This is a genomic window from Methylobacter svalbardensis (assembly GCF_037671525.1).
In the GTDB taxonomy this organism is placed as follows: domain Bacteria; phylum Pseudomonadota; class Gammaproteobacteria; order Methylococcales; family Methylomonadaceae; genus Methylobacter_A; species Methylobacter_A svalbardensis.
The window spans coordinates 1-21693 of sequence record NZ_JAWPOH010000007.1 but is presented as its reverse complement, the minus strand read 5'-3'; the positions used below and the strand labels follow the sequence as shown (position 1 = coordinate 21693).

The following is a 21693-nucleotide window of genomic DNA, read 5'->3' as shown; positions in this document are numbered from 1 at the left end:
AATCTAGGTTCTAGTCAAGAAGCCGGATATTCCTGAGGCTTTAACACCATGATCGCATCCATTTCCACGTCGGCGGCTTTGGGCAATGCAGCAACGCCGACAGCGGCGCGTGCGGGATAGGGATCCTGGAAATAATACCCCATGATTTCATTGACTATCGGAAAGTGCGTCAAATCGGTCAAAAAAACATTCAACTTGACGATGTCCGAAAAATCGCCACCCGCAGCTTCAGCAACCGCTTTTAAGTTTTTGAACACCTGAGTTATTTGTGCGCTTATATCGCCCTCAATAAGGGTCATGGTTTCAGGCACCAAAGGAATTTGTCCTGAAAGATAAACCGTGCGACCCACTTTAATGGCTTGCGAATAAGTGCCGATGGCTTGCGGCGCTTTATCGGTCTGGATGATGTATTTGGTCATGGTTGATCCTTTAGGCTTTAACGCGAGTCAGTTTTAATACGATGGACAGTTCTTTCAAACGGCGCATGATTTTGGCTAAATGCACGCGATCTTTGACGGTTAAAGTGACTAAGTCGACACAAATACGATCATCCTGATCGACGACGGTGACGTTTTCAATGTTGGAGTTCAGTTCGGAAATAGTCGAGGCGATGGTCGCCAGCGAGCCGCGTTGATTGAGTATTTCTATGCGAATTTCAACGGGGAAATCGCCGACCGCATCCTCGCTCCATTCAACATCCAGCCAGTTGGTTTGTTTTTTTCTGACGATATTGCTGTTACGACATTCGTGGTGATGTACGACGATGCCTTTGCCGGGGTTGAAATAGCCTATTATCGAATCGCCTGGAATTGGCCTACAACATTTTGCCAGGGTTATGACCATGTCTTCCGTGCCTTTTATAACCAGCGGTCTTTTGGGGATTTGGTCATTGTCATCCAGTTTGACCGTGGCATTAATATCATCCTGAGTGATCAGTTTGGCGATCAAAAACGGCATTTTATTGCCCAGTCCAATGTCTTCGAGTAATTCATCCAGTGTTTGTTTAGACGTGACCTGAAGCAAGGCTTGTATTTTGGTTTCGTCAATATCTTCCAGATGTAAATGCATGGCCTGCAGTTCTTTTTCCAGTAAACGACGCCCCAGGTCGATTGCTTCCTGCTGTTTAAAATGTTTAAGATAGTTGCGGATGCCGGAACGGGCTTTGGCGGTAATCACATAATTAAGCCAAAGCGGATTGGGTCTGGCCCACGATGCGGTAATGGCTTCGACGGTGAAGCCGTTTTCCAGTTGGGTTTGCAGCGGCACCAACTGTTTGTCGATTCTGGCCGAAACGCAGGCATTACCCACGTCGGTGTGCACCGCGTAAGCAAAATCGATAATGGTCGCGCCGCGCGGTAATTTAATAATCTCGCCCTGCGGGGTGAATACAAAGACTTCCTGAGGGAACAAATCCACCTTCAGGTTATCGATAAATTCCAGCGAATCACCGGCAGATTTTTGGATTTCGAGCAAATCCCTCAGCCACTCGTTGGCACGGTCCTGGAACTTTTCCGTTTTATCGTCATCGGATTTATACAGCCAGTGCGCGGCGATGCCGGATTCCGACATGCGGTGCATTTCATGCGTTCTGATCTGGACCTCAATCGGCACAGCGTAGGGTCCCATTAATATTGAATGCAGGGATTGATAGCCATTGGCCTTGGGCAAGGCAATATAATCCTTGAAACGTCCGGGAATCGGCTTGTATAGGTTATGCATAACGCCTAGAACGCGGTAGCAGGTATCAACGTCATCGCAAAAAATCCGGAACGCATAGACATCAAAAACATCGGCCAGGGAGATTTTTTTGTTGAGCATTTTTTTATAAATGCTGTAAAGATTTTTTTCTCGTCCGGAAACGTCACAGTTTATGCCGACTTCTTGCAAACGATTTTTTATCGTACTTTCGATGATGTCGACAATTTTACGACGATTGCCCCGCGCTTTTTTTACCGCATTATTTAACACCGCGTGCCGCATCGGATACATCGCCTCAAAACTCAGCGCTTCGAGTTTTTGCCGGATATTGTTCATGCCCAGACGATTGGCGATCGGCGCGTAAATGTCCAGGGTTTCACGGGCAATGCGACGCTTTTTTGCAGCCGGCATGACACCGAGAGTCTGCATGTTGTGCAGTCGGTCTGCCAGTTTGACGATGATAACGCGTAAATCTATAGCCATGGCCAGAAACATTTTGCGGACATTTTCCGCTTGCGTTTCTGCATGTGACTTATTATCGATTTTGGTTAATTTGGTAACCCCGTCGACCAGTTCTGCGACTTGTGTGCCGAACTTGTCAGCCAGTTCTTGTTTGCTGATAGAAGTGTCTTCGATAACATCATGCAGTATGGCCGCCATGATGCCGTTGGCATCCATGCGCATTTCAGCAAGCGTGATCGCGACAGAGATAGGGTGGCAAATATAGGCTTCGCCGGTTTTACGAAATTGACCGGAATGGGCGGCTGCGCCAACTTCATAAGCTTGGACGCATTGGTCGATTTGGGCTTGATCCAGATAGCCGGACAAGGTCGTGCATAAACGCCGAATCAGTTTGTCTTGAGGGCGTTCCCGCTCGATCGTGTCCGCTATTTCCAGCATAGGCTTTATAAATCAGAACATTGGGTTATGGTGATCATGGGCTTCGCCGACACGATGCAGTAGATCGACATTTTCAGCGGTGACATGGCCTGCCGCAATTTCGCGCAAGGCGACAACCGTATCTTTGTCTTTACCGCGCGGGACAAATTCAGTCGCACCGTGGCTCAGTTGGCGCGCTCTGGTGCTGGCTAATAAAACCAGTTTGAAGCGGTTTTCAACATGTTCTAAACAATCTTCGATAGTGACTCTGGCCATTTTTAATCCTGATGCGTTGTAGTTAAGGCAAAAGGCAAAAGGCAAAAGGCAAAAGGTTTTTTCACCCTTCGTCTTTTGCCCTTTGCCTAACTTGTTAGCGCGATTTTAACACAGAAACAGCGGGAAGTTCTTTACCTTCAAGAAATTCAAGAAATGCGCCGCCGCCGGTCGAGGTGTAAGACACGTCATCGTTAATGCCATATTTGTCGATGGCAGCCAAGGTATCGCCGCCGCCCGCAATCGAGAAAGCTTTGCTTTCGGCAATCGCGGTTGCCAACACCTTGGTGCCGTTACCGAACTGGTCGATTTCAAAGACGCCGACGGGACCGTTCCAGACGATGGTGCCGGCGGTTTTTATGATCTCGGCATACTGTTTTGCGGTATCGGGACCTATATCCAGAATCAAATCGTCAGCTTCGACATCGGCCACTTTTTTAACGGTAGCGACGGCGGTTTCTGAAAATTCTTTGGCGCAAACCACGTCGACAGGGATCGGAATGTCGGAACCGTTGCTTTTGGCTGCTGCAATCAGTCGTCTGGCTTCATCCAGCAGATCGGCTTCGTAGAGCGATTTGCCGACCGGGAAACCTGCAGCCGCAATAAAGGTATTGGCGATACCGCCGCCGACGATTAACTGGTCGACTTTTTCCGACAGGGATTTTAATACCGTTAATTTGGTCGACACTTTAGAGCCGCCGACAATGGCGACCAAGGGTTTGGCCGGTGTTTCCAGGGCCTTGCCCAGTGCGTCCAGTTCGCTGGCTAACAATGGCCCAGCGCAAGCAATCGGTGCAAATTTGGCTACGCTGTGGGTTGAAGACTGAGCTCTGTGCGCGGTACCGAAAGCATCCATGACAAATATGTCGCACAGAGCCGCCATTTTTTTGCCCAGCGTGTCGTCATTTTTTTCTTCGCCGATATTAAAACGCACGTTTTCGCAGAGCACGACTTCGCCTGGCGCTATAGTGATGCCGTTGATCCAGTCTTTTTCCAGTCTGACCGGCTTGCCCAATAAGCTGGACAGGCGTTCGGCGACCGGCTTCAACGAAGACTCTTCGTCGTATTGACCTTCAACAGGGCGACCCAGATGCGACATTACCATGACCGCAGCGCCTGCAGCCAGGGCTTTTTCAATAGTGGGGACGCTGGCCTGGATACGAATATCGCTGGTCACTTGGCCGTTTTTTACCGGTACGTTCAGATCCTGACGGATTAATACCCGTTTGCCTGCCAAGTCCAAATCTACCATTTTCTTAATTGACATATTACGCTCTCATTGTTGTGGGTTGATTTATTCATTCTAAAAAAGCAGTTTGTCCACGAAAGGCACGAAAAATATGAAAAAAACATAAAAAAGTAAATACGTTGTGTAACACAGTTATTCACCTTTTAAGTGATAGTTACGACTTTTGGTTAAGTTCAGGTAAGCCCTGATAACTATTCGAAATTTTTCGTGCCTTTCGTGCTTTTCGTGGACAATGCCTGTTTGATTAATCCTGTTTCCATTTGATCGAGCAACCGATACTGTTGATTTGCTCTTTGGGGCCGTGGCCGGTTTCGGCAACTAGCTTCATCGCCTCAAATAATTCCCGCTTGGCGCCTTCCGGTGCGGTTTCCTTGCGACTGGCATCCAGTCGTCCGCGGTATTGCAGTTCGTAGTCGGCATTATAGCCAAAAAAGTCCGGTGTACAGATAGCGCCGTAAGCCTTGGCGACTTGCTGCGATTCATCAAGCAAATAAGGGAAACTAAAACCTAACTGCTCGGACAGTTTTTTCATGTTGTCGAATGAGTCGGCGGGGTATTCAGCGGTATCGTTGGACATGATTGCCACCGATTCTACGCCCAGCGCTTTAAGTTCCCGCGTATCCCGGATAATCCGATCCTGTACGGCTTTGACATAGGGGCAATGATTGCAGATAAACATTACCAGCAGACCATTTTTGCCCATGCACTGTTGCAAAGACCAGGTGCGCCCGTCAACGCCGGGCAGTTCAAAATCGATGGCTTTTTTGCCGAAATCACAGATGGGGGTTTCCAGAGTAACCATTTTTACACCTACCTTTTTTGTATGAATCTAAAAACGCCGATTTTTCCACGAAAATCACCAAAGCCAAAAGTAGGCGCCTCTAGGCGACACAAAAAAATCTATATGTTGAATGCAGGTTATTTATTCCCGGTAATGATTTTCGTGGATGAAGTGCTTTTTTTAGTTTTATTGAAACAACAGCGCCGCACTGATGACCGCCGCGCTGACCAGCATCGCCCAGACCGTTTTGCGGTGATTGTTGTCCATTTGTTGGCGTAACAGCATTAATTCCCTGTTTTGCGTTTCCGCATGTTGCTTTGCATGAGCGGCATTGCCCAGCGCTTTATAAATCAACGAGGGAATTTCGGGGAATTGCTCGGCAAAGTCGGGAAACTGCTTGATCAGTTTGTCTATTTTGGCTTTAGGGCCGACGCGCTGATGAAACCATTTTTCAAGAAAAGGTTTGGCGGTTTGCCACAAGTCCAGATCGGGATAGAGTTGTCGCCCCAAGCCTTCAATGTTGAGCAGGGTTTTTTGCAGCAACACCAGTTGCGGCTGGACATGCATATCAAAACGACGCGCAGTCTGGAATAAACGCAGCAGCAATTGACCGAAAGAAATGTCTTTCAGCGGTTTTTCAAAAATCGGCTCGCAAACGCTGCGTATCGCCGATTCAAACTCTTCTATCCGGGTCGATTCGGAAACCCAGCCGGATTCAACATGCATTTCGGCCACTTTGCGATAATCGCGATTGAAAAAAGCCAGAAAATTTTCCGCCAGATAGTGCTGGTCTGATAATGACAGGGTGCCGACGATGCCGAAATCAACGGCGATATATTTGGCCGGCAGATCGACAAAAATATTGCCGGGATGCATGTCGGCATGGAAGAAATTATCCCGGAACACCTGGGTAAAAAAGATTTCCACGCCGCGTTCGGCGAGCAATTTAAAATCGGCGCCGCCCGCCCTAAGCTCATCGATATTGCCTACCGGGATGCCGTGAATCCGTTCCATGACCAGCACTTTCTGGCGCGTTAACGGCCAGTGGATTTCCGGGATGTAGATGATGTTGGAGCTCTCGAAGTTGCGGCGCAATTTGGACGCATTGGCGGCTTCCCTGACCAGATCGAGTTCATCCAGCGTGGTTCTTTCAAATTCGGCAACGACATCCACAGGGCGTAAACGCCTTGCGTCAGCCCAGAAACGTTCGGCAAAACGCGCCAGTTCATAAAGCAGTCCTATATCCGAGCGTATCCGGTTTTCTATGTCGGGACGCAGCACTTTAACGACAACGCTTTCGCCGCTGTGCAGAACGGCGGTATGAACCTGTGCGACGGATGCCGAGGCCAGCGGTTCGGGATCAAACTCGGCAAACGCCTCGCCGATTGACATGCCGAGCTCTTTTTCGATAATGCTGCGGGCAATATCATTGGCAAAGGGAGGAACCCGGTCCTGTAGTTTGACCAGTTCGTCGGCGATGTCATCGGGCAGCAGGTCTTTTCGGGTAGACAAGGCCTGGCCGAATTTGACATAAATAGGTCCCAAATCTTCCAGCGCGCGCCGGATTCTGACGCCACGCGGTTCCTGTTGGCGTTTGAGCCAGTAATTGGGGGAGAAAACCGCTAAATAACGAACAGGTCGGAATAAATGCGTTTTTAAAACGATTTCGTCCAGGCCGTGAAAGACCAGAACCCAGTTGATATGGATCAGGCGCAATAATAATTTAGGGTGGATCACGAGTTACCTTTGTTGCTTGATGCAAGGTTGAGATGTGTAGGCTGACAGATTTGTTTATGTCAACAAATGCTATAAAACCGACATAAAATAGTCCCAATACCAGCTCTATTAAAAAACATAACATCAATCCAAATTGCTATATGGATAATGACGATGATCCAAAAAAACACTTGGAAAGATGTTTTTTTATTTTTATGCCGTATTACGTGTTGGGTAATTAAAGCGCCGGGCCAACCGCCTAGTAATTCGAGCAGGTGTAATGTTGATTCTTGTGTTCTCCATTCCTTCTTATGCGCCTTTGTTTTGTCTCTGGCGTAAATAATGAATGTTATTAAACTCATAACGAAATAAACAAAAAATGGAATGAAATTATGCTGGCTTTTAATTAGGAGAGCTGAAAATACAAACGGAATCGCCGCGATAAATAGAATGGATGGCATTCCTGATCGATATTCTCGTCTTGTTTTTTGATTTTTCTTAAAACACTTTCTTTTATACAGCTGGCTTATTTCTTGTCCTTTTATAAAAGCGTCGCAAGCCCTTATTTTGCCATTTTTATCAATAACAACTTTATAACAAACATCGTCACCTTGTTGGGGCTGATAATTGGAATGCGCTAAATCACGAATGTGAATAAATACATCTTTTCCGCCGCCATTGGGTTGAATAAAGCCGAAACCTTTATCCCCTTTCCACGACTTAATGATGCCTTCGTATAACTGCATTTAGAATCCCTAGCCAGCTACAAATACTTTTCCAGTCTTTCGATCCTGCTTTGCAATCTGTCAAAATCGGTGCGCAATTCATCAACCTGGGCAAAATAAATATTCACTTCAGGCGCAGACGGCAAGTCGCGGGTTTCTTCCTGCAAAAATTCTGCGGCATTCAGTCTGAAGGTTTCAAGCGACTCCTTGCTCCAGCTTTGACCTGCACGAAAAAAGCTTGCCACCTTATGCGCGATAATGTCGCCGGTGAACTGCGACAGTTTTTCTTCCAGATCGATGTCCAGTTTGGCGAACAACTCCTGAAATTTGCGGCCGGTTTGCATATCGCCTTCGATTTTCACCTCGCCCGAGAAAACTGAACGCATCGGCGTAGAGCTTAGTCCCATCAAGCCCAGCGCCCAAATCGAACCGGTCATACGGGTGTCCGCCGGCTCAGGGAACTGATCCAGGCACTGAATGGATTCGGTAGTCGGGCACAGGTAAATGGTTTCATCAAACGGCAAAACGGTCACGGCAATGACTTTACCGGCTAGCGGCGTTAAAAAATAGCCGCTGTCCTGATCCAAGGCAAGATATTGATTCAGCGTAGCTTCCAGCGCGCCAACCAGCAAGGGTTTGATGGACATGCTAAATTTTATAACCTCTGTGAACGGCGACGATACCTTGTGACATATTGAAGTATTCGCAGCGTTCGAGGCCTGCGTTTTCCATCATTTTTTTCAGTTCATCCTGCTTGGGGTGCATGCGAATCGATTCGGCAAGATAACGGTAGCTTTCTTCATCCTTCGCGACAAATTTGCCTATCTTGGGCAGCAGCTTGAAGGAATAAAAATCGTAGACTTTTTCGGTGATTTTGTCGACCGGATGCGAAAATTCCAGCACGATAACCCGGCCGCCGGGTTTAAGAACGCGGTACATGGAGCGCAACGCGGCATCCTTATCGGTGACGTTACGCAAGCCGAAAGCGATGCACACGCAATCGAAGGTGTTGTCTTCAAAGGGCAGGCATTCGGCATTGACTTGCGCATAACGGATATTGCCGACCAAGCCTCTGTCGATTAAACGGTTACGACCGGTGCGCAGCATTTCCGAGTTAATGTCGGCCAAAATCACTTGGCCTTCCGGACCGACGCGTTTTTCGAACAGCGTGGTTAAATCGCCGGTGCCGCCAGCCAGATCAAGCACTTGCTCGCCTTGACGCACATTGCTCAGCTGCACGGCAACGCGTTTCCAGATGCGGTGGATACCCAAGGACATCAGGTCGTTCATGATGTCGTATTGTCCGGCAACGGAATCGAATACGCCGCGTACCAGATTGACTTTGTCTTCTGTGGCGACTTGCTTAAATCCGAAATGGGTGGTGTTAGTCATGGTTGTACCTGTAAGTGATCGTTCCCACGCTCTGCGTGGGAATGCATCCTGCAACGCTCCAGCGTTGCGTGAGCGCGGAAACGATGAAGTTAGTTTTGTCTTGGTTCTTTGTGTTTATGCCCGGCAGCGTCAAGTTTATGCAGATAATCAGCCCATAAAGTTCGATATTCAGCTCCCAATTTATGCAGCAAATCCCAGGTATAAATGCCGCTGTTATGGCCGTCGCTAAATACCGGGGCTATCGCATAATTGCCTATCGGTTTGATTTCCTTGATGGTGACATCTTCCTTGCCAACCTGCAGGACTTCCTGTCCTGGCGCATGGCCTACCGCTTCTGCCGAAGGCGTGTAGACGCGCAGATATTCGCACGGCAATTTAAACACGCTGCCGTCATCAAAACTGATTTCAACAATGTTGGAAACCTGATGCAGCTTGATTTCAGTCGGGTGGGTGTTGGTGGGTTTTGCAGTTAGGCGCATAAACAATATAAGGCGAAAGGCTAAGGGTGAGAGGCTAAGGGTGCAAGGTAGTGGGGCAGATTTTTGCCTTTAATCTTGCACCTTGCACCTACAAAATATAACGACTCAAATCCTCGTCTTCAACAAACTCGGCCAAATGATCATTAACATAAGCCGCATCGATAAGGATGTCTTTTCCACTAAGATCCGGGGCGTTAAAGGAGATGTCTTCCAATAACCGTTCCAGAACGGTGTGCAATCTTCTGGCGCCGATATTTTCAGTGGTTTCATTGACCTGCCAGCCAAGTTCGGCAATGCGCTTGATGCCGTCGGTAGAAAATGACAGCGATAAGCCTTCGGTGGCCAATAACGCAATATATTGCTCGGTTAACGAGGCATCAGGTTCGGTCAGAATACGCACAAAATCATCGGCTGAAAGTGCATCCAGTTCAACGCGGATAGGGAGTCGGCCTTGCAATTCGGGGATTAAATCCGATGGTTTGGATAAATGGAAGGCGCCCGATGCGATAAATAAAATATGGTCGGTTTTGATGGCGCCGTATTTGGTGCTGACGGTAGTGCCTTCAACCAACGGTAACAAATCGCGCTGTACGCCCTCGCGGGAGACTTCACCGCCGCCCAGCTCGGAGCGTTTGCAGATTTTATCGATTTCATCCAGAAACACGATGCCGTTTTGCTCCACAGATTCAACCGCGCGCAAGCGGATGTCATCTTCATTAACCAGTTTGGCCGCTTCTTCATCCTGTAGAACTTTCAGGGCTTTGTTGATTTTCATTTTGCGGGAGCGGGTTTTGCCTGAGCCCAGATTTTGAAACATGCCTTGCAGCTGGCTGGTCATTTCTTCCATGCCGGGAGGCGCCATGATTTCAACGCCCATCGGCGCCAGATGCACGTCAATCTCAATTTCCTTGTCATTCAAGTCACCCTCGCGTAATTTCTTGCGCATTTTTTGACGGGTCGTTTCTTCGGTGTCGGACAGCATGCCGCCATTCGCCCTGGGCAACAGAATATCCAGAATCCGGTCTTCGGCGGCATCGAAAGCCTTGTTTTCAACCTTGTCCATTTCCAGGGTGCGGGTCATTTTGACGGCGGTATCGACTAAATCACGGATAATGGAATCAACGTCACGGCCGACGTAGCCGACTTCGGTGAATTTGGTGGCTTCAATTTTAATGAAAGGCGCATTGGCCAGACGCGCCAGGCGACGGGCAATTTCAGTCTTGCCGACGCCGGTAGGGCCGATCATTAAAATATTTTTTGGGGTGATTTCTTCACGCAGGGCAGGGTCAACCTGTTGACGGCGCCAGCGGTCGCGTAGTGCGATCGCGACGGAACGCTTGGCATTGGCTTGACCGACAATATGCTTGTCCAGTTCGCTTACAATTTCTTTTGGAGTCAATTGGCTCATTTGTTTACTCGTTAGGTTCAGCGTCGAGTTCTTCTATACGCAAGTTGTGGTTGGTATAAATGCAGATATCGGCGGCTATATTTAAAGACCGTTCGACAATTTCGCGGGCGCTAAGATCGGTATTTTCCAGTAATGCACGGGCAGCAGCCTGGGCAAAAGCGCCGCCGGAGCCTATCGCCATCAAGTCGAATTCGGGTTCGATCACATCGCCGGTACCGGAAATAATCAATGAGGTTCTGGCATCGGCAATGGTCAGCAAGGCTTCCAGTTTGCGCAAGGCGCGGTCGGTACGCCAATCCTTAGCCATTTCCACGGCGGCACGGGTTAAATTGCCCCGGTGTTTTTCCAGCTTGCCTTCAAAATGCTCAAATAAAGTGAATGCATCTGCCGTTGCACCGGCAAAACCGGCGATAACTTTATCGTGATATAACCGGCGTACCTTGCGGGCATTGCCTTTCATCACAGTGTTGCCCAATGTGACTTGACCATCGCCGCCGATCACAACTTTGTCGCCCCGGCGAACAGAAAGTATCGTTGTTCCTCTAAACACTTTAATATCCTAAAATTACCAAATAGATAAAATCAATTTTACATGGTCTGAATTTAATTGTGCGAAAAAATGAGGGCAGGGTCTTAATTAATGTAGAGGATTCGATTTAGTTGAGGTTCAGAAAAATATGCTACGCTGGGTAAAATAGTTAGAAGAGAGGCATTCTAAATGGACGCACTGGACCAAATATCAACAACCCTGGCACTATCAATGGGACTGGCGTGGGCCAGCGGCATAAACCTGTATGCGACGCTGTTCACACTGGGTTATCTTGCTAATACCGGTAACATCGATCTGCCGCCGGATTTGCAGATAGTCGCTACCCCGATGGTCATGGCTGCGGCGGGACTGATGTATTGTGTCGAGTTTTTTGCCGATAAAACGCCGGGCGTAGATACCGGTTGGGATGCCATCCACACCTTTATCCGCATCCCGGCAGGAGCCATGCTTGCGGCCGGGGCGATCGGCGACTTGAATCCTGCCGTTGAATTAGCCGCAGCCATCATGGGCGGCGGTCTGGCGGCAGGTTCGCATGCGACCAAGGCCGGAAGTCGGGTGTTGATCAACACCTCGCCGGAACCCTTTAGCAACTGGGCGGCATCGATCGGCGAGGATGTCGTGGTAATCCTCGGCGTCTGGGCGAGCATCAATCATCCGGTATTGTTCCTGGTAGCGCTGGCGTTATTTATCCTGCTGATGATCTGGCTGCTGCCGAAAATATGGGTAGGCATAAAGCGGGTATTCGGTTTTATTATGAACTTGTTCAGAAGAGAAAATCCGGCGACAAATCAAAGTCCGCCCCAATAAAAAACATTATGTATTGACTGTCGGCAGATAATCGAGTCTAATGGCGCTCTTTTGTAGTTCCGCCCAGGTAGCTCAGTCGGTAGAGCAGAGGACTGAAAATCCTCGTGTCGACGGTTCGATTCCGCCCCTGGGCACCACTGCAAAAAACGCAACACCTCAAAAATGCCCAGGTAGCTCAGTCGGTAGAGCAGAGGACTGAAAATCCTCGTGTCGACGGTTCGATTCCGCCCCTGGGCACCAAGAATTTCAAAGGCTCCGATCTAATCGGGGCCTTTTTTATTTGTGCTCTCCGGTCCTCCGCTGGGCCGAGCGGCTTCTAGATCACTCCGGTTCAGTCATAGTTGTACTGTGTCGCACCCTTATTCTTGGTGTAAAACGGCAATGTGACGTAAATCATTCATCGCGAATAATTCTGCACAAACAAACTGTTCATTTTTCATCAAGTCAGATTTTAGCTCTATCAAACGACTACTTTTCGGTTCATCTCCGGCCTTTTCCGGTTACTCAATCCTCCATATACTCTTGCCAAAGGTCAAAGTTAAGTAACTTTTGCCCCGCCCAATAGGTTCGAGCATCGACAAGCTTAATCTAATTCAATCGTGCTCGTTTAGCACTGCATACAAAACCCTTCTACTTAAAGAAAGCTGTTCCACTTTTAATCCAAATACACCTCAAGCTCCAAAATACTTGTTCCTTCAAGGCCTTCATTTTTTTCCGCCCGACCAAGACGGTACAAAAAAAACAGAACAACTCACTTAAGCTCTGGAATTAACACCAATGAGACAAAATAAACGTGTTATCTTGCGGTAGGAACAGTTACGTCAAGCTCTGGCTACAAAATCCAAGACACGCTGTAATATCTAAGCTGTAGAAGCTTTAAAGAACCTAGAGAAAGCCAGGTCTGGCGACAGAATGCCTACGCGCCGTAGAATTTTTGAAAAATCAGCAGATAAATAAGATAGCTACCCCCTATAATTCAGCACAAAATCAAAAACGACCAACCAGGATAATTAAAGAAAATAAATGGCCATTAAAAAAAGCGAACTTTACAGCTCTCTATGGAGTAGTTGCGACCAGCTACGGGGCAGCATGGATGCCTCACAATACAAAGATTACATCCTGGTGCTGTTATTTGTTAAATACGTGTCGGACAAATATTCGGGCGTTGAAGATGCACCCATTGAAGTACCTGAAGGCGGTAGCTTTAAAGACATGGTCGCCTTAAAAGGGCAGAAAGACATTGGCGAAAAAATTGACATCATAATCACCAAGCTAGCCACAGCGGGAGACAACAACCTTAATGGCGTGATTAACGTTAACAGCTTTAATGATGAAAACAAGCTGGGCAAACCCAAAGAAATGCAGGACAGGCTGTCTAAGCTGATAGCGATTTTTGAGAACGAAAGCCTTAACTTTAATAAGAACCGCGCCGACGGTGATGACATACTCGGCGATGCTTACGAATATTTAATGCGCCACTTTGCCAGCGTATCAGGTAAAGACAAAGGACAATTTTACACGCCATCCGAAGTATCGCGGGTGGTCGCTAAAATAGTCGGCGTAACGCATGATACGTTACAAGACAAATCAGTTTATGACCCGACTTGCGGCAGCGGCTCGTTACTGTTGAAAGTGGCGGATGAGGCCAGCCGTGGCTTAACCCTTTACGGACAAGAAAAAGACAATGCCACCACCGGCTTATGTAAAATGAACATGATTTTGCATAGCAATGAAGATGCAGAAATAGCCCCCAACGGCGACACTATTACCAGCCCTCATTTTAAAGATGCTCAGGGTCAACTAAAAACCTTTGATTTTGCCGTCGCCAATCCACCTTTTTCCACTAAATCCTGGAGCAATGGTATTAATCCGGCTGACGATGAATATAATCGGTTCAGTTACGGTATTCCACCCGAAAAAAATGGCGATTACGCGTTTTTGCTGCATATCATCCGCTCGCTTAAAAGTAACGGCAAAGGCGCGATTATTCTGCCTCATGGGGTTTTATTTAGAGGCCATGCAGAATCCAGAATCCGTGAAAACCTGATCAACAAAGGCTATATTAAAGGCATTGTTGGCCTATCTGCCAACCTGTTTTACGGCACTGGCATCCCCGCCTGCATTATTGTTATCGACAAAGAAAACGCAATCGCTCGTAAAGGTATTTTTATGATCGATGCGAGCAAAGACTTTATTAAAGACGGTGACAAAAACCGGTTGCGCGAACAAGACATTCATAAAATTGTCGATGTGTTTAACAAACAAATCGAATCGCCACGTTATGCGCGACTGGTGTCCCTGGATGAAATCGCAACCAACGATTACAACCTTAATATACCTCGCTACATCGACAGTCAGGAGCCGGAAGACCAGCAAGACATAGAAGCCCACTTATTAGGCGGCATACCCGACAGCGACATAGATGCACTTAACGATTATTGGACGGTTTGCCCAACACTACGCGCTGATTTATTTGTCGCCAGTGATCGACCCGGATACAGCCAACTGAATATCGATGAAGATGATATAAAAACCACTATTCATGGGCATCCGGAATTTAATGTCTACAGTCAACAATTACAGCTTACCTTTAACGAATGGCAAGCAAAGCAAACGGTTTTTCTAAAGGCGCTGCAAACACAATGCAAACCGAAACCTATCATTCATCAGCTATCGGAAGACTTACTGACAGCGTTTGCTAACAAGCCATTGATTGATCAATATGACGTTTACCAGTCGCTAATGACCTACTGGCTGGAAACTATGAAAGATGATATTTATCTGATTAGCGAAGACGGCTGGAAGGCAGACTTAACCCAGGTACTGGCTAAAAGCGGCAAAGTCAGTGAAATAATCTGCGAGCTAATCCCCAAGCCGTTAATGGTCAACCGTTACTTTAAAAAGGAACAGGCCGCGATTGAAGCCCAGGAAATCAGCAAAGCAGATATAACTCGGCAAATGGAAGAGCTACAAGAAGAACATGGCGGCGAAGACGGCTTATTGTTTGAGGCATTGACCGACAGCGGTAAATTAAGCAAAGCCAGTATTACCGAGCGGCTTAAAAACCCGAAAACCGCACTGGATACTGAAGAGATAGTTCAACTTAATGCCTACCTGAAATTGCTTGAGCAAGAAGCAAAAGCCGGCAAACAGATAAGAGAAGCTATAACAGCACTCGATAACCTTGTCTTAGCCAAGTATCCTATCCTTTCCGAAGCTGAAATTAAAACCCTGGTGGTTGATGACAAATGGATGGTTACGATAGCTGAGGCCGTCCAAACAGAAATGGAAAGATTGTCGCAACGCCTCACCCAACGTATTAAACAGTTGGCCGAGCTCTACGCGAAGCCATTGCCTGCTTATATTAATGAAGTGGAAGCACTATCAGCCACCGTTGACGAACACCTGAAGAAAATATTGGGGTTCGCATGGAACTGAGGCCGGGCTACAAGCAGACCGAGGTAGGGAGGATTCCTGATGATTGGAATACCAAGACTATCGATGAGATTGGATTTGTCACGAGCGGAAAACGGCTACCACTTGGCAGTTCATTAACGGAACAAGAAACACCCCATCCCTACATTCGTGTAACCGACATGAGACCAGGGACAGTTTCACTTTCTGATATAAGGTTTGTGCCTGACCATGTCTATCCTGCCATCAAGCGTTACAGAATATTCCGAGACGACATTTTCATCTCGGTAGCTGGATCATTGGGGATAGTTGGGAAAATTCCAGATGAACTTGATGGTGCAAACCTCACCGAGAACGCTGACCGAATCACAAACATTTCGTGCTCACGGGACTATCTTCTTTATGTCCTTATGTCACCGCTGATTCAGAATACGATTGAATCATTGCAGACAGTTGGCGCGCAGCCGAAACTTGCTCTGACAAGGATTCGCAAGTTCGTTATTCCACTCCCGGACACCAGAGCCGAACAAGAAGCCATCGCGGAAGCTCTGTCCGACGTGGATGCCCTGATCGCATCACTTGATGAACTCATCACCAAAAAGCGCAGTATCAAACAAGGCACGATGCAGCAATTACTCACTGGCAAAAAACGCTTGCCAGTATTTAGTGAGAAGTGGGAGGTGAAGCGGTTGGGAGCTGTTGCTGATATTGTAAGGGGCGCATCACCAAGACCTATTGAAGACCCTAAATGGTTTAATGAAAACTCATCTACAGGCTGGGTAAGAATTTCTGATGTAACAAAGTCTAATAAATATCTTTTTGAAACGTCTCAGAAATTATCAGAGTTGGGTGTTATAAATAGTAGATATGTTACAAGAAAAAATTTAATCATGAGTATTTGTGCAACTGTTGGAAGACCAATATTAAATGAGATAGATGTTTGTATTCATGATGGTTTTGTAGTTTATAGAAATCCACAAATAGATAAGGAATACTTATATTATTTTTTATCATTTATTGAAAAGGATTGGTCCAAAAATGGGCAAACAGGTTCACAAATGAACTTAAATACTACCCTAATTAATACAACAGAAATTTATTTTCCTAAAGACAAATCCGAACAAACAGCCATTGCCACCGTCCTCTCCGACATGGACGCAGAAATCACCGCCATCGAAGCCCGCCGCGACAAAACCAAAACTATCAAACAAGGCATGATGCAAGCCTTACTAACCGGTAGAATAAGGTTGATATGAACATGCAAAATCAGCCCGTTTGCTGGATTATTGCCGGTCCTAATGGCGCGGGTAAAACAACTTTTGCTTTAAAATATTTACCTGAAGTAGCCAATTGCTCTGTCTTTGTTAATGCCGACTTGATTGCCGCAGGTTTATCGCCCTTGGCTCCTGAAAAAGAATTATTAACCGCCAGTCGCTTGTTTCTGAAAGAAATCTCCAACCATATTGAAGCTCGGATTGATTTCTCATTTGAAACCACCTTGTCAGGACGCAGTTATCTGCAATTAATTAATCGCCTCAAAGCCGCTGACTGGCGTGTTGAACTCATTTATTTGGCGTTACCCAGTGCAGAGATGTCTAAGATGCGGGTTTTAGAGCGCGTCGCTCATGGTGGACATAATATTCCGGTTAATGCCATTGAACGACGGTTTCCGCGCAGCCTGCATAATTTATTGACAGACTTTAGTTATCTGGCACATCAAACGCGCTGCTTTATGAATGATGGTGAATCACCTGCACTGGTATTTGAGCAACAAGAAAATAATCGCGAGATTATTAATGAAGAGTTATTTAACCATTTGTTACAACGAGCTACATTATGAAAGAACTTACTCAAGACACCCAGAAAATGCTGGACGTACTTAAAAAAGTTGCCACGGTGACTCTGGAGCGCAAACGGCGTTTAGGTGAATATGCAGTTGTTTGGCAGGATAACAAACCGGTCATTATTGGTGAGACGCTTGAAGGCAGTGAAAACGATTTCCGGCTTGAAACCTCATTAACAAATAAACTATGAGTGACATCGGTGAAGCTGAATGCAGCACTCAAAACCGCGTCATTACTCTGTTTACCGAACAGCTGGGTTATGAGTATTTAGGAAATTGGCAGGATCAACAACGTACCAGTCCGGTTGAAGAAAGCCTGTTACGGCTATTTCTAGTCAGGCAACAGTGCTATAGCAGCGTGTTAATTGACCGCGCCCTGAAAAAATTTAACGCACTGGTCTCCGACCAAAGCAAAGGTCTCTACGAAAACAATAAAGCCGTTTATGAAGCCTTACGTTACGGCATTAAAGAGCTGGACGAGACCAATCAGCTGACTAAAACCGTAGAGTTAATCGACTGGAAGCAACCGCTAATCAATGATTTTACCATTGCTGAAGAAGTCACCTTTAAAGGCGAAAACATTAAACGCCCCGATCTGGTGTTATACGTTAATGGCATTGCACTGGGCGTTTTAGAGCTAAAAAAAGCAACACAGTCGGTAGCGAAAGGCATACGGCAAAATTTGGATAATCAGGAGTCGGTCTTTATCAAGCCGTTTTTTGCCACCATTCAGCTGGTTATGGCGGGTAATGACAGTCAAGGTATACGTTATGGCACGATAGGAACGCCGGAAAAATATTATTTAACCTGGAAAGAAGACTCGGAGCAGGAAAACTTATTGACGCGGCATTTGCTGCAACTGTGCGATAAAAGCCGCTTGATTGAGTTACTGCATGATTTTGTGGTTTTTGATGGCGGCACTAAAAAATTGCCACGTCCACATCAGTATTTCGGCGTTAAAGCCGCCCAAGAATTTATTCGTCGCCGTGAAGGCGGCATTATCTGGCATACCCAAGGCAGCGGTAAAAGTTTAACCATGGTCTGGCTAACCAAGTGGATCAGGGGTTTTAACCCCGATGCGCGAGTACTGATCGTAACTGACCGTATTGAACTGGATAAACAAATCGGAGGCGTGTTTGCTGGCGTTAATGAAGAAATTTATCGCACTAAAAACAGCCATGATTTAGCCAGCCAGCTTAATGCAACGTCGCCCTGGTTACTGTGTTCGTTGATCCATAAGTTTGGACGTAAAACCAAGGCCAAATCTAAGACCGATTATGATGAATATATTGAACAACTAAAAGCCAGTTTGCCGAGTAACTTTAGAGCCAAGGGTGATCTTTATGTGTTTGTTGATGAGTGTCATCGGACGCAATCGGGTGATTTACACAAGGCCATGAAACAACTGCTGCCTAATGCCGTATTTATCGGTTTTACCGGCACACCGTTACTCAAAAAAGATCGAGAAAGCTGCAATGTATTTGGCAAATATATCCACACCTATAAATTTAATGAAGCGGTAGCTGATGGCGTGGTACTGGACTTGCGTTACGAGGCAAGAAAGGTCGAGCAAAATTTAGGTTCCAAGGAAAAAATTGATGAGTGGTTTGAGGTAAAAACCAAAGGTTTGAACGAAGCCGCCAAAACCAGAATAAAACAACGCTGGGGCACCTTGCAAAAGGTGCTGAGTTCTAAAGACAGGCTCGGTCACATTGTTGCCGATATTATTCTGGATATGGCGCGTAAGCCTCGATTAAAAAACGGCAAAGGTAATGCTATTTTGGTCGCTGGCAGTATTTATGAAGCCTGTAAATATTATGAGTTATTTCAACAAGTAAACTTTACTAAATGCGCGATTATCACCTCCTACACACCAAAGCTTACCGATTTAAAAGGTGAAACGCTGGGCGAAGAGGCCAAGACTGAAAGCCAGTGGCAATACGATGTTTACAACAAAATGCTGAACGGCAAAAAGCCGGAAGATTTTGAAGATGAGGTAAAAAAGCAATTCATCAAAGAACCAGCAAACGTGAAGTTGCTGATTGTGGTTGATAAGCTATTGACCGGCTTTGATGCACCGCCAGCGACTTACATTTATATTGATAAGACCATGCAGGATCATGGCTTGTTTCAGGCTATTTGCCGCGTGAATCGCCTGGACGGTGTTGACAAGGAATTCGGTTACATCATTGACTACAAGGATTTATTTAAAAGCCTTGAAAAAGCGGTCGGCAATTATACCCAGGACGCTTTTAAAGAGTACGAACCCAAGGATATTGAAGGCTTGTTGAATAACAGACTTAAGCAAGCCCGTGAAATCCTCGATAACGCCTTAGAAGCTGTAAAAGCATGGTGTGAGCCGGTAGATCAGCCGTACGCCGACGAAGACTACCGGCGTTATTTTTGTGGCAATAACCTTGCCAACGATAATCAGGTTGAAGACAATGAGCCCAAGCGGGTAAGCCTTTATAAGTTCACGAACGCGTTAATGAGAGCTTACGCCGAACTGGCTAATGAAATGCTTGAAGCAGGTTATAGCAGCCATGAAACAGTTCAGATAATAAAAGAGGTTAAGCATTATGAGGCTGTCAGTACCGACATCAAGCTGACTAGCGGCGACGCGCCGGATTTGAAGCAGTATGAGCCGGAAATGCGTTATCTGATTGACACCTATATTCGTGCTGAAGACAGCGAGGTGATCTCAAACTTTGATGACCTGACCTTAGTACAGATGCTGGTTAAGCAAGGTGAAGCAGCGGTTAATAATCTGCCCCCGTCCATTCGCAAAGATAGAGAGGCTGTTGCGGAAACCATTGAAAATAATATGCGTAAGCTGATTATTGACGAGAACCCGACTAACCCCAAGCATTATGCAAAAATGTCGAAATTGTTGGATGATCTGATTATCGCCTGGAAGAAAAAACAGCTGAGTTATGATGCCTATTTAAAGAAACTGGTTGATCTGGCAAGGCAGACGGACCAAGCCAATGGTAGCGGCATATCACGCCCTGACACACTGATCACTAACGCACAGAAAGCTTTGTATGACAATCTGGATAATGATGAAGAGTTGGCCTTAACACTTGATCAAGCCATCAGAGACGTTAAAAAAGACGACTGGCGAAACCATCCCGTTAAATCCAAGGCGGTTAGAACGGTTGTTAAAAACCACGTTACAGAAGACAAGGCAGATTACATATTCAATTTGGTCAAAAATCAAAATGATTACTGAGCCCTTGCATCAAATCACCGTGGGTAAGTTGGTGGTTAATATTGTCAGAAAAGACATAAAAAACCTCCATTTAGGTGTTTATCCGCCTGATGGCCGACTACATATTGCCGCGCCATTAACGGTGACGGATGATGCAATACGCTTGCTGGTGGTCTCTAAACTGGCCTGGATAAAAAAGCAGGTCGCTCAATTTGAAGGGCAGCAACGACAATCCAAACGGCAATATGTGTCAGGTGAAAGCCATTACCTAAAAGGGCAGCGGTATTTATTAAACGTCATTTACCACAATGCAGCGCCTAAGGTAATCATCCGCAATAAAACCTATATCGATCTTTATGTACGTGTGGGCAGTTCTGAAGAAAAACGCCAGGAAGTGATGACGGAATGGTATAGGCAACACCTTAAAGAGCAAATACCGGTACTCGTTGATAAATGGCAGCCTGTTATAGGCGTAGAAGTGCGCGCTTGGGGCATCAAGCAAATGAAAACCAAGTGGGGAACATGCAGCATTGCCGCTCAGCGTATCTGGTTAAACCTGAACTTGGCTCAAAAGCCGGAACACTGTTTGGAATACATTGTCGTGCATGAAATGGTGCATTTATTAGAGCGACATCATAATGATCAATTCACCGCCTACATGGATAAATTTATGCCGCCATGGCGTAATTACCGCGATGAGCTGAATCAATTTTTATTGAACCACTCGGATTGGAGTTATTAGTTATAAGCTGATGTTACGCAGCCAGTAATTTTTGCAACTCTTCATAAGCTATCTGGTTCGCTTTGATAAATAGCTTAGTTCTTAGCGCAAAATGATTGGCCTTGTATTTTATCTTCAGACATTCCAGCTTGAACACCGCATAGATCGACATGAAGACATGGTTGTTCTGAGTAGTGACCGTACGGGTTGGTGACTTTGCCAACCCCGCATTGGATTTTAATGACTTGTGGAACTCCTCAACTTTCCACCGTTTTTGGTAGATCGTGGCGGCTTGTTCGCCATTGCACGCTAAATCACTGCATACCAGATTCAATAGGCCGATGCTGCCGTCTTTGTTTGTAAAGACCCGGCGGACGAAAAGCACTTCCTGTTGAAAGCCTTTCATCCAACCGCGCACCGCCTGCTGATCCGCCAATTCCAGCTGACTGATCCGTACAAAACGGCCTTCTTTCTTGTCTTCTTCTGTTAAAGCCACCAAGCGGTTATTCTTTAGGGCGCTGATGAAGTGCTTGTCTTTTTTCAGGAT

Annotated in this window: 20 protein-coding genes and 2 tRNA genes; 9 read left to right on the top strand and 13 right to left on the bottom strand. The window is 46.4% G+C overall.

All coding sequences use genetic code 11. The features are described from left to right. Nucleotides 1-14: 14 nt before the first annotated feature. From RW114_RS04455 to hslV, 12 genes are all read right to left on the bottom strand, one after another. A complete protein-coding gene (locus tag RW114_RS04455; protein ID WP_340121511.1) occupies nt 15-419 on the bottom strand; it encodes a RidA family protein in 405 nt (134 codons plus the stop codon). Nucleotides 420-429: 10 nt separating this feature from the next. After that, a complete protein-coding gene (locus tag RW114_RS04450) occupies nt 430-2598 on the bottom strand; it encodes a RelA/SpoT family protein (RefSeq protein WP_340121510.1) in 2169 nt (722 codons plus the stop codon). Nucleotides 2599-2610: 12 nt separating this feature from the next. Next, on the bottom strand, nt 2611-2853 hold the full coding sequence (rpoZ, locus tag RW114_RS04445) for a DNA-directed RNA polymerase subunit omega (RefSeq protein WP_340121509.1): 243 nt from the start codon (nt 2851-2853) through the stop codon (nt 2611-2613). A 94-nt stretch (nt 2854-2947) separates the two neighbouring features. Next, entirely contained in the window at nt 2948-4117 is a 1170-nt protein-coding gene (locus RW114_RS04440; protein ID WP_340121508.1) for a phosphoglycerate kinase, read from the bottom strand. Nucleotides 4118-4343: 226 nt separating this feature from the next. Beyond that, complete coding sequence (locus RW114_RS04435) at nt 4344-4901, bottom strand: thioredoxin family protein (protein ID WP_340121507.1); 558 nt, start codon at nt 4899-4901, stop codon at nt 4344-4346. Between the two features lie 165 nt (nt 4902-5066). Next, the gene (gene ubiB / locus RW114_RS04430) at nt 5067-6617 is read right to left on the bottom strand and encodes a ubiquinone biosynthesis regulatory protein kinase UbiB (protein WP_340121506.1); all 1551 of its coding nucleotides are present in this window, start codon (nt 6615-6617) and stop codon (nt 5067-5069) included. A 59-nt stretch (nt 6618-6676) separates the two neighbouring features. After that, a complete protein-coding gene (locus RW114_RS04425; protein ID WP_340121505.1) occupies nt 6677-7342 on the bottom strand; it encodes a DUF1294 domain-containing protein in 666 nt (221 codons plus the stop codon). A gap of 17 nt (nt 7343-7359) precedes the next feature. Then, complete coding sequence (locus RW114_RS04420; protein ID WP_340121504.1) at nt 7360-7968, bottom strand: ubiquinone biosynthesis accessory factor UbiJ; 609 nt, start codon at nt 7966-7968, stop codon at nt 7360-7362. A 1-nt stretch (nt 7969) separates the two neighbouring features. After that, nucleotides 7970-8713: a bifunctional demethylmenaquinone methyltransferase/2-methoxy-6-polyprenyl-1,4-benzoquinol methylase UbiE gene (gene ubiE / locus RW114_RS04415; protein ID WP_340121503.1), complete on the bottom strand. Its 744-nt coding sequence runs from the start codon at nt 8711-8713 to the stop codon at nt 7970-7972. An 89-nt stretch (nt 8714-8802) separates the two neighbouring features. Beyond that, nucleotides 8803-9192 carry a gamma-butyrobetaine hydroxylase family protein gene (locus RW114_RS04410; RefSeq protein WP_340121502.1) on the bottom strand — a complete coding sequence of 130 codons (390 nt, stop codon included), beginning with the start codon at nt 9190-9192 and terminating at the stop codon, nt 8803-8805. 88 nt (nt 9193-9280) lie between these two features. Beyond that, a complete protein-coding gene (gene hslU / locus RW114_RS04405) occupies nt 9281-10600 on the bottom strand; it encodes an ATP-dependent protease ATPase subunit HslU (RefSeq protein WP_340121501.1) in 1320 nt (439 codons plus the stop codon). 4 nt (nt 10601-10604) lie between these two features. Then, complete coding sequence (gene hslV, locus RW114_RS04400) at nt 10605-11156, bottom strand: ATP-dependent protease subunit HslV (RefSeq protein ID WP_340121597.1); 552 nt, start codon at nt 11154-11156, stop codon at nt 10605-10607. A 162-nt stretch (nt 11157-11318) separates the two neighbouring features. Here hslV and RW114_RS04395 point away from each other — a divergent pair, with 162 nt between their 5' ends. The 9 genes from RW114_RS04395 (at nt 11319) to RW114_RS04355 (ending at nt 21167) form a co-directional block, all read left to right on the top strand. Continuing rightward, entirely contained in the window at nt 11319-11957 is a 639-nt protein-coding gene (locus RW114_RS04395; RefSeq protein ID WP_340121500.1) for a DUF4126 domain-containing protein, read from the top strand. Nucleotides 11958-12018: 61 nt separating this feature from the next. Beyond that, a tRNA-Phe gene (locus RW114_RS04390) sits at nt 12019-12094 on the top strand. Nucleotides 12095-12121: 27 nt separating this feature from the next. Next, nucleotides 12122-12197 (top strand) — tRNA-Phe (locus tag RW114_RS04385). A 783-nt stretch (nt 12198-12980) separates the two neighbouring features. Next, complete coding sequence (locus RW114_RS04380) at nt 12981-15395, top strand: type I restriction-modification system subunit M (protein ID WP_340121499.1); 2415 nt, start codon at nt 12981-12983, stop codon at nt 15393-15395. Continuing rightward, nucleotides 15386-16627, top strand: coding sequence for a restriction endonuclease subunit S (locus RW114_RS04375; RefSeq protein WP_340121498.1), 1242 nt, complete (start codon nt 15386-15388; stop codon nt 16625-16627). Before RW114_RS04380 ends, RW114_RS04375 begins: the two co-directional genes overlap by 10 nt. A gap of 2 nt (nt 16628-16629) precedes the next feature. Then, entirely contained in the window at nt 16630-17211 is a 582-nt protein-coding gene (locus tag RW114_RS04370; RefSeq protein ID WP_340121497.1) for an ATPase, read from the top strand. Further along, nucleotides 17208-17405, top strand: a complete 198-nt coding sequence (locus tag RW114_RS04365; protein ID WP_340121496.1) for a hypothetical protein — start codon at nt 17208-17210, stop codon at nt 17403-17405. The genes RW114_RS04370 and RW114_RS04365 overlap by 4 nt, the downstream gene beginning before the upstream one ends. Continuing rightward, nucleotides 17402-20446, top strand: coding sequence for a type I restriction endonuclease subunit R (locus tag RW114_RS04360; protein WP_340121495.1), 3045 nt, complete (start codon nt 17402-17404; stop codon nt 20444-20446). Before RW114_RS04365 ends, RW114_RS04360 begins: the two co-directional genes overlap by 4 nt. Then, complete coding sequence (locus RW114_RS04355) at nt 20436-21167, top strand: M48 family metallopeptidase (RefSeq protein ID WP_340121494.1); 732 nt, start codon at nt 20436-20438, stop codon at nt 21165-21167. The genes RW114_RS04360 and RW114_RS04355 overlap by 11 nt, the downstream gene beginning before the upstream one ends. A gap of 13 nt (nt 21168-21180) precedes the next feature. On the opposite strand, the gene RW114_RS04350 is transcribed toward RW114_RS04355, so the two are convergent. Continuing rightward, the coding region (locus tag RW114_RS04350) for a transposase (protein WP_340121493.1) at nt 21181-21693 on the bottom strand (513 nt) is incomplete at its 5' end.